Below are 13,386 nucleotides of genomic sequence, written 5' to 3' on the forward strand. Positions count from 1 at the left end.
GCGGGGAACGATCAACCTTGACTGTCCACCATTGAGCGCCGGTTTGGTTAATCGCCGATAAATCGCGGCGCCCTTCGCGCGTCCCGGGCGACGATTGCTGAGGATGGCGTGCCCCGGACGCAGCAACGTGACTCGCACTCAGGTTGTACGTTGCTAAGCTCCGGCGACCATTCGGAGACGAACCCATGCGTCACGCACTCCCCCTCTGCCTCGCGCTGATCCTCGCCGCGCCCGCCGCCGCCCAGACGCCCTCGACTGCGCCCTCGGCCGCGCCCTCGGCCGGCCAGACCGCCCAGCGGGAGCGCATGAAGAGCTGCAACGCCGACGCGGGCAGCCAGAAGCTCTCCGGGGACGCCCGCAAGACCTTCATGGCCGATTGCCTCTCGGGCAAGGAGGCGTCCCCCGCCAAGGCCCTGACCCCGCAGCAGGCGCGGATGAAGAGCTGCAACGCCGACGCGAGCGCCAAGAGCCTCAAGGGCGCCGAGCGGCGCACCTTCCTGAGCACCTGCCTGAAGGGTTGAGGCGGGCGCGTCGCGCGGGCGCCTTACGGCGGCCACGATGTCCGGCCTAAGCGGTGCCGCAGGGCGCGGATCCGGTCGCGCGGCCCGGCGCGGCGACGCTCGCGCCCGGATGGGCCGCAGGTCCGCTGCCCCTGAGGAGTCTCTGGCATGGTCTCAAGCGGGTACAGGGCGTCGGCGTTCGCGGTGGGCTTCACGGTCATCGCCTGCGTGTCCGGCGGAGCGCAGGCGGCGCAGTGCGGCAGCACGGGCGCGGGCTTCGAGGCGTGGAAGCGCGACTTCGCGGAGGAGGCGCGCGGCCGGGCCAGCGCGGCGAGCCTCGCGGCCCTGATGGGGACGAGCTACTCCACGGCGACGATCTCCGCCGACCGCGGGCAGAAGAGCTTCAAGCTCTCCCTCGACCAGTTCCTGGCCAAGCGCGGCGGCCCCGCCATCGTCTCGCGCGGGCGCGCCCTCAAGCAGCAGAACGCCGCGATGTTTTCCGCGATCGAGCAGCGCTACGGCGTGCCGCCCGGTCCGCTCCTGGCGATCTGGGGCATGGAGACGGGCTTCGGCGCCGTGAAGGGCAACATCAACACCCTCTCGGCGGTGGCGACGCTGGCCTACGATTGCCGGCGCAGCGAGTACTTCACCGACCAGCTCTACGCGGCGCTCACCCTCGTGGACCGCGGCATCCTCAACCCGGGCACCCGCGGCGCGGCGCACGGCGAGGTCGGCCACACCCAGTTCCTGCCCAAGAACGTCCTGACCTACGGGACCGGCGGCAGCCTCGACAACGCCCAGACGGCCCTCGCCTCCACGGCGAACTTCCTGAAGGGCCACGGCTGGCGGGCCGGCGCCGGCTACCAGCCCGGGGAGCCGAACTTCGCGGCAATCCAGGGCTGGAACGCCGCCGGCGTCTACCAGCGCGCCATCGCACTCCTCGGCCAGCGAATCGACGGCGGCCAGTAGCGAGGCTGAGCCGCGCCCGCTTCGATCGAGCGACCGCGCATCGACCACCAATCCCGTCATCCCGGGTCTCGCCGGAGGCGAGAGCCCGGGATCCAGAGCCGCCGACGAGGCATGTCCTGGCGCCCCGGCGGGTCTGGATCCCGGGCTCCGCTGCGCAACCCCGGGATGACGGGGGTTGGTGTCAGAGGCGCGCGAGAAGGCGGCGCGGCGCCCGGGCGAGGGCCGCGGCCCCCGCGACGCCGAGGAGCGCGCAGCCCGCGATTCCTGCGACGAGCAGGTCCCGCTCGCGGCTCGTCCAGAACTCGCTGCGGGTCGTCTTCGTACGGTCGCCGAACCGGCCGTCGATGCCGGGCTCGCCCGCGACCGGCGCGAACAGGTTGCCCTCGCGGGGGGGCATCGGCTCCGCGTCGAGCTGGGCCGACCACATCGCGGCGGCCTTGCGGTCGGCGAGGCCCGGCGCGAGGGCCTGGGCCGCCGCCATCATCAGCGACGTGCGCCCCACCCAGATCTCCCGGCGCGGATGCTCCACCGCGAACAGGATCGCCTCGGCGCAGAGCCGCGGGTCGAACACGGGATCGGGCGCGTTCTGGTTGTGGCCGGTGCGGTTCCGGGCCCAGTCGAACTGGGGCGTGTTCACCGCCGGCAGGTAGACGACGCTCAGGGAGACGTCGACCTTGTCGTGAATCAGCTCGCACCGCAGGGCATCCGTGAAGCCCGAGACGGCGAACTTGGCGGCGCAGTAGGGTGCCTGGAGAGGCGCGGCCCTGATGCCGAGGCCCGACGAGACCTGCACGATGGCGCCGCGGTCGCGCGGCTTCATGTGCCGCAGGGCCGCGAGCGTCCCGAAGACCTGGCTCAGGTAGGTCGTCTCGGTGACGCGGCGGTACTCCTCGGGGCTGATCTTGTCGGCCGGGCTGACCACCGTCGACATGGCGTTGTTGATCCAGGCCCGGATGGGGCCGAGCTCGCGCTCGACCTGCTCGGCGGCGGCCTCCACGGCCGGCGCGTCGGCGACGTCCGCCGCGATGGCGAGCACCGGGCGGCCGTAGGCCGCGAGCGCCTCGCCGGCCGCCTCCAGGCGCTCGGGATCGCGGGCGATGACCGCGACCGACCAGCCGCGCGCGGCGAACAGGTGGGCCGTGGCGAGCCCGATCCCGGCGGTTCCCCCCGTGATCACCGCGACGCGTGCCATGCTTCACCCTCTATCCCGCTGCGCTCCGGCCCAACGGGGGGCGCCCGCATCGGTTGCGGCGGCCCCGCGTGCCCAAACGCCGCGTGGACGGCTCAGGCCCCGCGCTCGCCCCGCGGGGAGGTCAGGCGCAGGCGGAACGGGCGGCCCGCCACCGCGCCGCCGAGGCCGTCCGTGATGCTGATGGGGAAGCAGCGGGCGAGGTCGGCCAGCGCGTTGCCGATGAAGCCCCGCTGCGCGGCCTCGTCCCCGTAGAGCCGCGAGTAGGTGATGCGCGGCTCGCCCTGCAGGCTGCCGTCCCGGCGGATCGAGAACAGCACCGTGACCTCCGACCCGAGGGCGTCGACCGGCACGCGGCTGACCCGCGTGCAGGCGCCGAGCCGCCGCCACAGCTCGGTGAGGGTTGCGGCGGGCTCCTCCTCCCGCCTCGCATCCGTTCCGGCCGGGGTCTGGGTGGGCCCGAGGGCCAGCAGGATCGCGAGGGGGAGACCGAGGCGGCGAATCGACCACATCACCCTGTATGACCGCCCCGGTCCCGGGCCGCCAGGGCCCGGCCGCGCTACTGCGGCTGCGCCTGGCCGGGCTTGTCCTGACCCTGTCCGCCCTGGCTCTTCTTGTTCGCCTGGTGATGTCCGACGGCGCAGCCGGCGGCCGCCCCGGCCTTGCCGTGGCCGGCCATGTGCCCGGCGATGCCGCCGACGGCCGCACCCTTGAGGCAGCCCTTGGCGTCGGCGGGGGCGGCGAGCGCCAGCGTTCCGAGGGCGAGCGTTGCCGCCGCGAGCGTGGTCTTCATGTCGGATCTCCGTGCCGTGATGGGGATCCAACCGGCCATCGCGACCCGGCGTTCCGGGCCGGCGGGCACCGTTGCGGTGCGCCCGCCGCACGCCTGCCGGTCAGGCCGGCTCGCTGACCTTGCCGCGGGCGCGCTTGGGCGCCTTCTTGGCCTCGGCCGGGGCCTTCTCGGCGCCGGGCTCGGCGGCCTTGCGGCGGGTGCGCGCCTTCGGCGCCTCGGCCGGTGCCTCGGCGACCGTCTCGGCGGGGGCGGCCGCCTTCGTCGCCGGCTTGCGGCGCTGCAGGCCGAGGCCGAGGCTGCGGGCGAGCGACGAGCGCTGCTCGGAATAGGAGGCCGCCGTCATCGGATAGTCGGCCGGCAGGCCCCACTTGGCCCGGTAGGCCTCCGGCGTCAGGCCCCGGATGGTCAGGTGGCGGCGCAGCGTCTTGTAGGGCTTGCCGTCCTCGAAGCTGACCAGCGCGTCGTGGCTGATCGACTTCTTGACCTGCGCGGGCGTCGGGCGCTCGACGCCGGAGCCGTTGGCGGCCTGCGCGCGCACGAGACCCGTGAGCGCGCCGTGCACCTGGCCCAGGAGGCCCGGCAGCTCGGCGGCCGGGACCGGATTGTTCGAAACGTAGGCCGATACGATGTCGGCTGCCAACTCAACGTAGTCAGGCTTGGGCTCGTGAGTTGCTTCTTGTTGTGCGTCGTCCATGGCCGGTCCTTATATCTTTTCAGCGATCGCGATCTTTGAGCTTCTTGAGAGAAAATCAAGCAGTGTTGTGCGGTATCGGCCTCAAACGCGGACGATTTCACAAGATTGGCGCGGGTTCCAGCGTGATCGTTGCTCATATCGGCGCTGTCGGACGATGAAGATCTGTCAGTTCTTGCGCGCAATCGAGTTGCCCATGAGGGGTGCCCGACCGCGCCGCTTCGGCAACGCCGGCGTGTGTTTGTGCGGGTTCAGGCCCGCCCGTTCCAGCCGGCAAGGCATCGGCTGCGACCTCGACGCATCGGTTCGGTAACCTTTTCCGATCACAAACTCCGGCGGAGCCGTCAAAAATTGAGCACGAACGGCCCTTCTCCCCTCGGAGTCTGTCGTGTTGCTTCAAAATCTGCCCATTCGCACCAAGCTGATCGCAGCTTTCTGCGTCGTCACCGTCTTCCTGGTCGGGCTCGGCGGCATCGGCCTCGTCAGCACGCAGAAATTGCGTGATCAGGCCCTCGAGATCGAGACGAACTGGCTGCCGAGCGTGCGCAACCTCGGTGCCCTCGACACGCAGAGCGCCCGGCTCAACGGCGTGCTCCTGCGCCACATCCAGGCGACCGATCCGGCGCTCGTCGCGACGATCGAGCGGGACCTGGAGCGCTTCGGCAAGCGCGTCGAGGAGAAGCGGGCGGCCTACGAGGGGCTGATCGCCTCGCCCGAGGAGCGGGCCCTGTACCAAGCCTACCTCGCCGAGTTGCGGAACTTCGAGGTGCAGCGCCAGGCGGTGCTCGACCTCTCCCGCCGCGGCCTGAAGGCCGAGGCCTTCAATCACTACGAGACCAAGGCCATCGGCCCCCGCCGCGCGATGTCGGAGGCGCTGGAGAAGCTCGTCGCCTTCAACGACGCGGGCGCCGCGCAGGCCGAGGCGCAGAGCCGGACGGTGTTCGAGGAGGCGCGGGCCATCGGCCTCGGCGCGATGGTCCTCGGGCTCGTGCTGTCCGTCCTCCTCGCCGCGCTCATCATCCGCGGCGTCTCGCGGGGCATCGCCTCGGTGGTCGCGCCGATGCAGGCGCTCGCCGCCGGCGACCTCACCGCGGAGGTGCCCCACCGCGGCGCGCGCACCGAGATCGGCCAGATCGCCGACGCCGTGCAGGTGTTCAAGGACGGCCTCCTCCGCATGCGGGCGCTGGAGGAGGACACGGCGCTCGCACGCGCCGGCGCCGAGGCGCAGCGCCGGGCCGGGATGCACGAGATGGCCGACCGCTTCGAGCGCGCGGTCGGCGGCATCGTCGGCCTCGTCTCCTCGGCGGCGACCGAGCTCCAGGCCACCGCGCAGGGCATGGCGGGCGCCGCCACCCAGACCGCGAACCAGTCCACCAGCGTCGCAGTCGCGGCCGAGGAGGCCGCCACCAACGTGAACACCGTCGCGGCCGCGGCCGAGCAGCTCGGCGCCTCCGTGCAGGAGATCGGCCGGCAGGTCTCGGGTTCCGCGAGCCTGGCGCAGGGCGCCGTCGACGAGGCCGGCCGCACGGCCGCCTCGATGCGGGAGCTGAGCGCCGCGGTCGCCAAGGTCGGCGACGTCGTCACCTTGATCACCACCATCGCAGGGCAGACGAACCTGCTGGCGCTCAACGCCACCATCGAGGCGGCCCGCGCCGGCGAGGCGGGTCGCGGCTTCGCGGTGGTCGCCTCCGAGGTGAAGGAGCTCGCCAACCAGACGGCGCGGGCGACGGAGGAGATCGTCGGCCAGATCGGGCGCATCCAGGGCACCACCGACCAGGCGGTCTCGACGATCGCCGGCATCACCGGGCGGATCGGCGAGATCAGCCGGGTCGCCACGGCGATCGCCGCCGCGGTGGAGGAGCAAGGCGCGGCCACGCACGAGATCGTCCGCAACGTCGCCCAGGCGGCGGCCGGCACCGGCGCCGTGACGGCCAACATCGCGGGCGTCGCGAGCGCCGCCGAGGAGACGGGCGCCGCGGCGAGCCAGGTGCTCGCCGCCTCCTCCGAGCTGTCGCGGCAATCCGAGCAGATGAGCCGCGAGGTCGACCGGTTCCTCGCCAGCGTTCGGGCCGCGTGATCCGCGGGCGTTAACCCTTCGTTAACGCTTGCCCGGCACTCTGGCCCTGTCGCTACGGCCTCCCCCGGGAGGCCGAACGGCCGGCGCGCTCGGCGGCTACGGTTCCAAACCGAACCGCCCGCGCGCCGGACTTCGTTTCAGACGTGCGCAATCCCGGCGCGCGCGGTGCCGCCCGGTCGGCGCGGCCCATCCTCCTCGTCGACGGGTTCATGGCCGGATCGCTGAACGATCCCGGCCTGCTGACGTTGGTCAGCCACCCGAAACAGGAGGAGACACCCCATGCGAATCACAACGCTCGCGCTCGCCGCCGCCCTGCTGCCGCTGGCCGGCGCCGCCTCGGCGCAGACCGGCACGACCGGTCCGGCGACCGGACGCGACGCGGCACCCGCGGCCACCACCGCTCAGCCCTCGGCCGCCGACACGACCGGGACCGCGCGCGGCACCCCCGGCCGCGAGGGCGGCATGGGCAACATGGGCGGCGGCACCGGCACCAGCTCGAACACCGGCGTCGGCCTCGGCAACCAGGGCGCCAACCAGGGCGCGCGGCAGTAGCGGCACCCGTCGCGGGGCGGCCCGTCGCCGTTCGGGCGAGGGGCCGCCCCGCACCAATTTTTCAGCGGATTACGTCCTCGGCGGTATGGCGCTCCGGTGCGCGCCGCGATTTCCTGGCCGCGTCGGAAACGGCGCAGCAGGATTGTGGCGATGGCAAAGGAAATCGGTCCCGATCGTCCGATATGGCCCCCGGTCCCGGAGAACCCGCGGCCGAACCCCGCGCAGGCCGGGGCGTCGCGACGTCCCTGAGCCGGCCCTCAGGCCTCAGGCTGCAATCAATGATTGCAGATCGGCGACGGGCGCCGCGCCCCCCTCGGGCGGCGTCGCCACGGCCCAGATCGTGCGCGAGAACGCCCGGGCGAGATCATCGCCCCGTGCCAGCTCCGACCACGGCACGGTCGCGACGCGGCTGCACCGCCGATCCGTCGTGTAGGCCGTGAGCCCCAGTACGGTGAGCCGCAACTCGACCGCCGTGCCCGTCTCCCGGCCTACCTGCTGCGCGTAGGTCCAGGCGGCCTCGAGCATCTCCGCCATCGCCTTCTGCGTGAGACCCGTCATCCTCTGCTCCGAAGATTCAACCGACAGTAGAATGTCTAGATCCCCCCGGCGCGTTGCGCAGTCACCGCGCCGCAACAGCCGAGGGCTTCCACGCGAGCCCTCGGCAATGCAGGGTGCGCAATAGGAATGCAGGCTTAAGATGAGGCCGAATACAATCTTCACGGAATCGAATATTGCGTAGCTGCGGATCATGCGCTATGACCGTTTGCGACGGATAAGACATCAGAATTTCCCGTAGAGTCACCGACAAAAAATATCGGTAGTTTCTACGGACATAGAAAATTCAAATCCGTTACTGAGCGAACTTCGGGGAAATTCTGGAGGAGAACTCAGTCATGGCTACGTATTTTCTGTCAAGCAATCCTGTAATCGCCAATTTCACGACGTCCGGTGCGACACTCGACAACTTCATTAATGATGTAGGTCCGGCCTCCGGACTTCTAGTTCTGCAGAGCGGGACCGATACGGTCATCACGAACGGCGTCAACACGGCGACGCTGCAGAACTTCTCGATCGATCAGGTGTCCGTCTCCCGCTTCACGTCGAGCGACGGTTCGAAGCTGCAGGTGGGCGACGGGTCCTCGGCCATCAACGCGAATTCCGCGGATACCTTCACGGGCACGTCGCTCGGCGACTTCTTCCTGGGTCTCGGCGGCAACGACGTGGCCGCCAACATCGTGGGCAACGACGCGCTCTACGGCAACCAGGGCGACGACACCTTCACCAGCGGCGCCAATGCGGGCCAGGCCACCATCTATGGCGGGCAGGGCATCGATACCATCAACTTCAACACCTATACGGGCACGGGCCTGCTCTTCGGCAACATCGGCAACGATGTCTTCACCGGCAGCGGAGCCGTCGGGAACAACACCGTCTTCGGCGGTCAGGACAACGACCAGATCAACTTCAACGGCGCCACCGGCGCGAACCAGCTCTTCGGCAATCTCGGCGAGGACGTGATCGTCGGCGGCAGCGGCGCCGACAGCTCCTTCGGCGGCCAGGGCGCGGACCGGGTCAGCGATACCGGCGGCAACAACTTCCTGTTCGGCAACATCGGCAACGACACCGTGTCGGGCGGCGGCGACAACGACACGATCTACGGCGGACAGGACAACGACCTGCTGTTCGGCTTCAACGGCAACGACTTCGTGTCGGGGGACCTCGGCAACGACACGATCCAGGGCAACATCGGCAGCGACACGCTGACGGGCGGAGCCGGAGCCGACGTATTCAGCACCGATTTCAACCTGCCCGTCGATGCCGGCAACACCTCGGCGACGGCCGACACCATCACGGACTTCGTGACCGGTACCGACAAGCTCAACTTCACCGGCACCGGCAGCGTCTCGACGACCTACACGGAGTTCCAGGGCGGCACGGTCTCCAGCGTCGAGCAGGCGGTGCAGGCCTACGCGGCGAGTGTGCTCCCGCGGACGAAGTACACCTTCATCGCCGGCGCGACGGACGGCTACCTGATCATCGACAAGAACACCGCCGACGCCGCTGCCGATGGCGTGCTCGTCCTGAAGGGCGGCGCGAGCCAGGACTTCCTGACGGCCTCCGACATCACGACGGTGTCCTGAAGGCGCTCCGGGCGATGCCGTCCGCGCATCGCCCGGAACCCATCCGTCCGCGCATCGTCCGATAACCATCCCGGCGCATTCCACGGGATGGCGCCGCTGGAGTGGCTGACGGTCCATGGGGGATTCGAGATGATCAGACCTTAAGCTGAGCGATGTTTATCAGGCATAGGCACTTATTGACGACTTCAATATCTTTATCCTTAGTCTTCACGACTGCCGGTCTCGGCATCGGAACGATTTAACCGACTGCTTGACTCTCGGCTGCCGCATATACAACCTGTCGTTGAATATGGTCGGCTCAACGGTAGGTCATGGTCGCGTCCAGCCCCCAAACCTTCGGGACGCGCCTCGCCGATGCGCGGGGCATGCCGGAGGGGTTCGACGCGCTCAGGATCGTCCTGGCGCTGATGATCGCCTACTGGCACGCCGGCGGCATCCTGGGGGCCCATGGCGGGCAGGCCATCGACGCCCTGCTGCAGCCCGTGGCGCCAATCGTCCAGGACGGCTTCCGGACGCCGCTCCGGGCGGTCGTGGCGGCCTGCGTGCCGATGTTCTTCGCGCTGAGCGGCTTCCTGGTGGCGGCCTCCGCCGAGCGGAACTCCGTGCGGATCTTCCTGTCGCTGCGCGTCATCCGGATCCTGCCGGCCCTGATGGTCGAGGTCTGCATCTCGGCCCTCGTCATCGGCCCGCTGCTGACGACCTACGACCTCGGCCGCTACGTCTCCGATCCGCTGTTCGCCGCCTACTTCGCCAACATCCTCGGTCAGGTGCAGCTGTTTCTGCCGGGCCTGTTCGAGGGCAACCCGGTCCCGCGCATCGTCAACGCGAACCTCTGGACGCTGCCGGCGGAATTCTACTGCTACATTGCGCTCACCGCGATCATGATGCTGCGGCTGTTCCCCAACACGGCCTTCCTGGCCGCGGCCTTCGCGGCGAGCACGGTCGCGCTGCTGGTGGCCAACCTCTGGTACGGGCAGAGCGTGCTCAACGAGGAGCAGTTCCGCATCCTGCCCCTGGTCTACATCTTCCTGTGCGGCTGCATCGCCTACAAGCTGCGGCACCGGCTGCGGGCGAGCGTGCCGCTGCTGTGCCTCGCCCTGGCGGCGTCCTTCCTCACCCTGTGGGCGCGCAAGTTCGTGATGCTGTCACCGCTGCCGCTGACCTACGCGACGGTCTACCTCGGCACCATGCGGTTCCGGCTGCCGGCGTTCCTGCGCCGGAACGACTACTCCTACGGCGTCTACCTCTACGGCTTCCCGATCAGCCAGTGCGTGGCCGCCACCGCCCCCTGGCTCACCGGGTACCGGTTCCTCGGCCGCATGGTCTGCCTCGCGCTCACGATCGCCTTCGCGGCCCTCTCGTGGCACCTCGTCGAGAAGCGCTGCCTCCGGCTGAAGGCGCGCATCAAGGCGATGCCCGCGGCACAGCGCGTCGCGCTCGCCGCCGACCCGACCGCGCCGTCGTCACGGTGAGGCCCCGGGCCTGCGCCCATCAGGCGGCTCTCAGGGCTGGTTTGCGACCCAGCGCAGAAATAGCGGAGAGGCTCGCTTGGATGGCTGTGAAGAATGTAGGGGCTGCTGCGCCCGCGCGAGGACCGTAAGGGTCAGCTTGCGATCACGGGCGTGCGGCACGCTAGAAGGCGGCTGCAAGTAGAGCACCCGCCACCGCGACGCCTGAGCGGTCGCCCTCGAAACCAGACAACGGCTAGCGTGGCGGCCGAACTCAGCCCGTCGCCCCCCGGCAAGCTGCCCTGCCGCGAGCTTGTAGGGGCGGTTATGGTCCCCCGACGGCCTTTGCTGCTTGGGATGCCGTGCCGAAATAGGCCTGCAGCTTCGGCGCCAGGGTAACGAGAGCGCCAACGGCCGTAAGTGCCGTGAGGATCACGCCGACAGCCCACCCCTTGGTAGGCAGATGGCTCACACGTTCCTCTAGCTTGATGGAGCGGTCGCGGACATCACGGATGTCCGCTTTCAACGCGGCTACATCCGTTCGCACGACCTCCATCCAGGTCTCAAGTTTGGCAATCCGCTCCATGTCAGGAGGTGTGCCACCGCCTGTGGGCGGCGGCAAGCGGGTGTTTGAGCCGTCGCCTGATCCCTCGCTCGGCACGAGGCGGAGGTGCAAGCGGCTCATTCCGGCTTCCTCCCCTTAGCAGCGAGCCACTTACGCAACGGTTCCATACTGAAATCATGGATATGTCCGCAGTTTAGGCACGTGCCGCGCATTACATCTCTGCCGCCGAGACCATACTCTCCAAAATTTATGAACGCGGTTTGAGGGTAACCGCTTGATTCACCGCCCACATCAAGGCTGATTTCCTGTCCCTTGCAGACGGTGCAGGACCAGTCCGACGCTCGCTCTTCGAGAAACTCGGCCGCCTCTTCGAATGTGGGCCAAATGCGCTTGGGCCGGCCTGCCGGAGGGGTGAATTCCATCAGCGCGGCTCACCAATGGGTAGGCCGTCTCGTGCAGATGCCTGAAGCGATGCCATCGTGCGATTCGATCCCTCCGCTCCTTGAACAGTGAAACCGATCGGAGATGGCAGGGGAAGTCTGACGATCGCACGGCCGTCGCTACGCGCGGCGTCCGGCCTTCCGCGCATCCTCCGTGCAGAACCAATGCAGGCTGGTTATCAGGCCGCAACGGCGGATCGTGGCAGGGCGGTATTTCGGTCTGGCCGGGTGATCGCACCCCACCAAGAAAACCTCGTTAGACATTCACACGAATGAATGTGGGCGCGCGGGCGGCATGTTTGCCCCCGAACTAAGACACCCTGAGAACGACGAAGGCCGCCCGAAAGCGGCCTACCGTAACGTTTCATCGGGCTGAAAATTAATGGTCGGAGCGAGAGGATTCGAACCTCCGACCCCTAGTCCCCCAGACTAGTGCGCTAACCGGGCTGCGCTACGCTCCGACGCCCCGACGGGCAGGCGCGTCTTAGCTTTCCGGCGGGGGGCACGCAACCCCTTCCTGGGCCTTCTCGTCGGCCGCCGAGACGCCGATCGGGTAGCCGGCGGGCCGGCGCCGCGCTACCGCTGCCCGGCCACGCCGCGCAAGCTCCGGGGACCATGACCCAGCGACCGATCGCCTTCGACCTGACGCGCCTCGTCACCCGCCTGCGCCACGCGAGCCCCACCGGGATCGACCGAGTGGACCTCGCCTACGCGCGCCACGTCCTGGCGGGGGAGGGGCCGCGCTTCGGCCTGGTCTCGACGGCGTTCGGGCCGCGGGTGATCGACCGCGCCGCGGCCGCCGGCATCGCCGAGGCCGTAGCGGCGGGCTGGGTCGAGGACCGCTCGGCCGAGGCGGATCCCGTTTATGCCCGCCTCGCCGCCCGCCTCGGCGCCGGCGACGCGGGCGGGCCGGCGCCTGCACCCGGCGGAGCGGCGGGCGCCGATGCGCGCCGGCGCCGCCGGATCCAGGCCGAGACCTACGCGCGGCTGGTGCTGGCGCCGGGCCCGCGGGTTCTGCCAGAGGGCACCACCTACCTGCACACCTCGCACCTGCGCCTGGAGCGGCCGGAGCGGTTCGACTGGCTCTACGACCGGCGGGACATCCGTCCGGTCTTCTTCATCCACGACCTCATCCCCCTCACGCACCCGGAATACGGACGGCCGGGCGAGGCGGAGCGGCACGCGACGCGGCTCGGCACCGTGGCGCGCCACGCCGCCCGCCTCCTCGTCAATTCCGGGCCGGTGGGGGCCGAGACACTGGCGCACCTCGAAGGGCTCGGCTACCCGGCCCGGCCGGTGACGGTCGCGCATCTCGGCGTCGAGCCGGTCTTCGCGCGCGGGGGCCCGCGCCTCGCGCCCGACCGGCCGACCTTCGTGGTCTGCGGCACCATCGAGCCGCGCAAGAACCACCTCATGCTTCTCCACCTCTGGCGGGCGCTGGCGCAGCGCCTCGGGCCCGCCACGCCGCGCCTGGTGCTCGTCGGGCGGCGCGGCTGGGAGGCGGAGAACATCGTGGACATGCTCGAGCGCTGCGCGGCGATCCGCGAGCCCGTGGTCGAGGTCTCGGGCCTGTCCTCGCACGGCCTCGCGGCGCTCCTGCGCGGCGCCACGGCGCTGCTGATGCCGTCCTTCACCGAAGGCTACGGCCTGCCCGTCGTGGAGGCGGCGGCCTGCGGCCTGCCGGTGATCGCCTCGGACATCCCCGTCCACCGGGAGATCGGGGGTGCCTTCGCGACCTTCCTCGACCCCCTCGACGGGGCGGGCTGGCTCCGGACGATCGAGGCGTTCGGCCAACCCGGCTCCCCCGAGCGCGCGCGCGCGGTCGAGCGGCTCGCCGGCTACACGCCGCCGGCCTGGGCCGACCATTTCGTCGCGGTGGACGCCGCGCTCGCGGGCGAAGCCTGAATCCCACGGTTGCACGAGCGCCGGCTGACGAATAAGAAAAACCGTCAGCCGGCAGAGCGCCGAATCCTGGATGACGCGCGCCTGTCGCGTTCCGCCCCCATTCGCCTGTATGGGTT

Annotated in this window: 13 protein-coding genes and 1 tRNA gene; 7 read left to right on the top strand and 7 right to left on the bottom strand. The window is 69.9% G+C overall.

Annotated elements, in window-relative coordinates; all coding sequences use genetic code 11:
* Positions 1–185: 185 nt before the first annotated feature.
* Positions 186–521 (top strand): PsiF family protein, encoded by a 336-nt coding sequence (locus ACLBXP_RS16485; RefSeq protein ID WP_447668828.1) that lies wholly within the window; start codon positions 186–188, stop codon positions 519–521.
* Positions 522–668: 147 nt separating this feature from the next.
* Positions 669–1,469 carry a lytic murein transglycosylase gene (locus tag ACLBXP_RS16490; RefSeq protein ID WP_447668829.1) on the top strand — a complete coding sequence of 267 codons (801 nt, stop codon included), beginning with the start codon at positions 669–671 and terminating at the stop codon, positions 1,467–1,469.
* 181 nt (positions 1,470–1,650) lie between these two features.
* Here ACLBXP_RS16490 and ACLBXP_RS16495 read toward each other — a convergent pair whose 3' ends face one another.
* The 4 genes from ACLBXP_RS16495 to ACLBXP_RS16510 form a co-directional block, all read right to left on the bottom strand.
* Entirely contained in the window at positions 1,651–2,661 is a 1,011-nt protein-coding gene (locus ACLBXP_RS16495) for an SDR family oxidoreductase (RefSeq protein WP_447668830.1), read from the bottom strand.
* A gap of 92 nt (positions 2,662–2,753) precedes the next feature.
* On the bottom strand, positions 2,754–3,170 hold the full coding sequence (locus ACLBXP_RS16500) for a hypothetical protein (RefSeq protein WP_447668832.1): 417 nt from the start codon (positions 3,168–3,170) through the stop codon (positions 2,754–2,756).
* A gap of 47 nt (positions 3,171–3,217) precedes the next feature.
* Positions 3,218–3,451, bottom strand: a complete 234-nt coding sequence (locus ACLBXP_RS16505) for a hypothetical protein (protein ID WP_447668834.1) — start codon at positions 3,449–3,451, stop codon at positions 3,218–3,220.
* Between the two features lie 100 nt (positions 3,452–3,551).
* Positions 3,552–4,145: a MucR family transcriptional regulator gene (locus tag ACLBXP_RS16510; protein ID WP_447668835.1), complete on the bottom strand. Its 594-nt coding sequence runs from the start codon at positions 4,143–4,145 to the stop codon at positions 3,552–3,554.
* Positions 4,146–4,530: 385 nt separating this feature from the next.
* Between ACLBXP_RS16510 and ACLBXP_RS16515 the strand changes: the two genes are divergently transcribed.
* Positions 4,531–6,219 (top strand): methyl-accepting chemotaxis protein, encoded by a 1,689-nt coding sequence (locus ACLBXP_RS16515; protein ID WP_447668837.1) that lies wholly within the window; start codon positions 4,531–4,533, stop codon positions 6,217–6,219.
* Positions 6,220–6,498: 279 nt separating this feature from the next.
* Entirely contained in the window at positions 6,499–6,771 is a 273-nt protein-coding gene (locus ACLBXP_RS16520; RefSeq protein WP_447668838.1) for a hypothetical protein, read from the top strand.
* 264 nt (positions 6,772–7,035) lie between these two features.
* Here the strand turns inward: ACLBXP_RS16520 and ACLBXP_RS16525 are convergent, their stop codons facing one another.
* Entirely contained in the window at positions 7,036–7,329 is a 294-nt protein-coding gene (locus ACLBXP_RS16525; RefSeq protein WP_447668839.1) for a hypothetical protein, read from the bottom strand.
* 335 nt (positions 7,330–7,664) lie between these two features.
* On the opposite strand from ACLBXP_RS16525, the gene ACLBXP_RS16530 reads away from it, so the two are divergent.
* Together ACLBXP_RS16530 and ACLBXP_RS16535 are read left to right on the top strand one after the other, a co-directional pair.
* The gene (locus ACLBXP_RS16530) at positions 7,665–8,912 is read left to right on the top strand and encodes a calcium-binding protein (protein ID WP_447668840.1); all 1,248 of its coding nucleotides are present in this window, start codon (positions 7,665–7,667) and stop codon (positions 8,910–8,912) included.
* A gap of 311 nt (positions 8,913–9,223) precedes the next feature.
* Complete coding sequence (locus ACLBXP_RS16535) at positions 9,224–10,384, top strand: acyltransferase family protein (RefSeq protein WP_447668841.1); 1,161 nt, start codon at positions 9,224–9,226, stop codon at positions 10,382–10,384.
* Positions 10,385–10,685: 301 nt separating this feature from the next.
* Here ACLBXP_RS16535 and ACLBXP_RS16540 read toward each other — a convergent pair whose 3' ends face one another.
* Both ACLBXP_RS16540 and ACLBXP_RS16545 read right to left on the bottom strand, forming a co-directional pair.
* A complete protein-coding gene (locus tag ACLBXP_RS16540) occupies positions 10,686–11,045 on the bottom strand; it encodes a hypothetical protein (protein ID WP_447668842.1) in 360 nt (119 codons plus the stop codon).
* A gap of 703 nt (positions 11,046–11,748) precedes the next feature.
* Positions 11,749–11,826 (bottom strand) — tRNA-Pro (locus ACLBXP_RS16545).
* Positions 11,827–11,980: 154 nt separating this feature from the next.
* Between ACLBXP_RS16545 and ACLBXP_RS16550 the strand changes: the two genes are divergently transcribed.
* Positions 11,981–13,270, top strand: a complete 1,290-nt coding sequence (locus ACLBXP_RS16550) for a glycosyltransferase family 4 protein (protein ID WP_447668843.1) — start codon at positions 11,981–11,983, stop codon at positions 13,268–13,270.
* Positions 13,271–13,386: the final 116 nt, after the last annotated feature.

It is taken from the genome of Methylobacterium sp. A54F (genome assembly GCF_053346035.1).

Excerpts from the sequence above, each read along its gene's own strand:
- ACLBXP_RS16485 (WP_447668828.1), top strand. The coding sequence starts at position 186 with ATGCGTCACGCACTCCCCCTCTGCCTCGCGCTGATCCTCGCCGCGCCC.
- ACLBXP_RS16540 (WP_447668842.1), bottom strand. The coding sequence starts at position 11,045 with ATGAGCCGCTTGCACCTCCGCCTCGTGCCGAGCGAGGGATCAGGCGAC.
- ACLBXP_RS16500 (WP_447668832.1), bottom strand. The coding sequence starts at position 3,170 with ATGTGGTCGATTCGCCGCCTCGGTCTCCCCCTCGCGATCCTGCTGGCC.
- ACLBXP_RS16490 (WP_447668829.1), top strand. The coding sequence starts at position 669 with ATGGTCTCAAGCGGGTACAGGGCGTCGGCGTTCGCGGTGGGCTTCACG.
- ACLBXP_RS16505 (WP_447668834.1), bottom strand. The coding sequence starts at position 3,451 with ATGAAGACCACGCTCGCGGCGGCAACGCTCGCCCTCGGAACGCTGGCG.
- ACLBXP_RS16525 (WP_447668839.1), bottom strand. The coding sequence starts at position 7,329 with ATGACGGGTCTCACGCAGAAGGCGATGGCGGAGATGCTCGAGGCCGCC.
- ACLBXP_RS16495 (WP_447668830.1), bottom strand. The coding sequence starts at position 2,661 with ATGGCACGCGTCGCGGTGATCACGGGGGGAACCGCCGGGATCGGGCTC.
- ACLBXP_RS16520 (WP_447668838.1), top strand. The coding sequence starts at position 6,499 with ATGCGAATCACAACGCTCGCGCTCGCCGCCGCCCTGCTGCCGCTGGCC.
- ACLBXP_RS16530 (WP_447668840.1), top strand. The coding sequence starts at position 7,665 with ATGGCTACGTATTTTCTGTCAAGCAATCCTGTAATCGCCAATTTCACG.
- ACLBXP_RS16535 (WP_447668841.1), top strand. The coding sequence starts at position 9,224 with ATGGTCGCGTCCAGCCCCCAAACCTTCGGGACGCGCCTCGCCGATGCG.
- ACLBXP_RS16510 (WP_447668835.1), bottom strand. The coding sequence starts at position 4,145 with ATGGACGACGCACAACAAGAAGCAACTCACGAGCCCAAGCCTGACTAC.
- ACLBXP_RS16550 (WP_447668843.1), top strand. The coding sequence starts at position 11,981 with ATGACCCAGCGACCGATCGCCTTCGACCTGACGCGCCTCGTCACCCGC.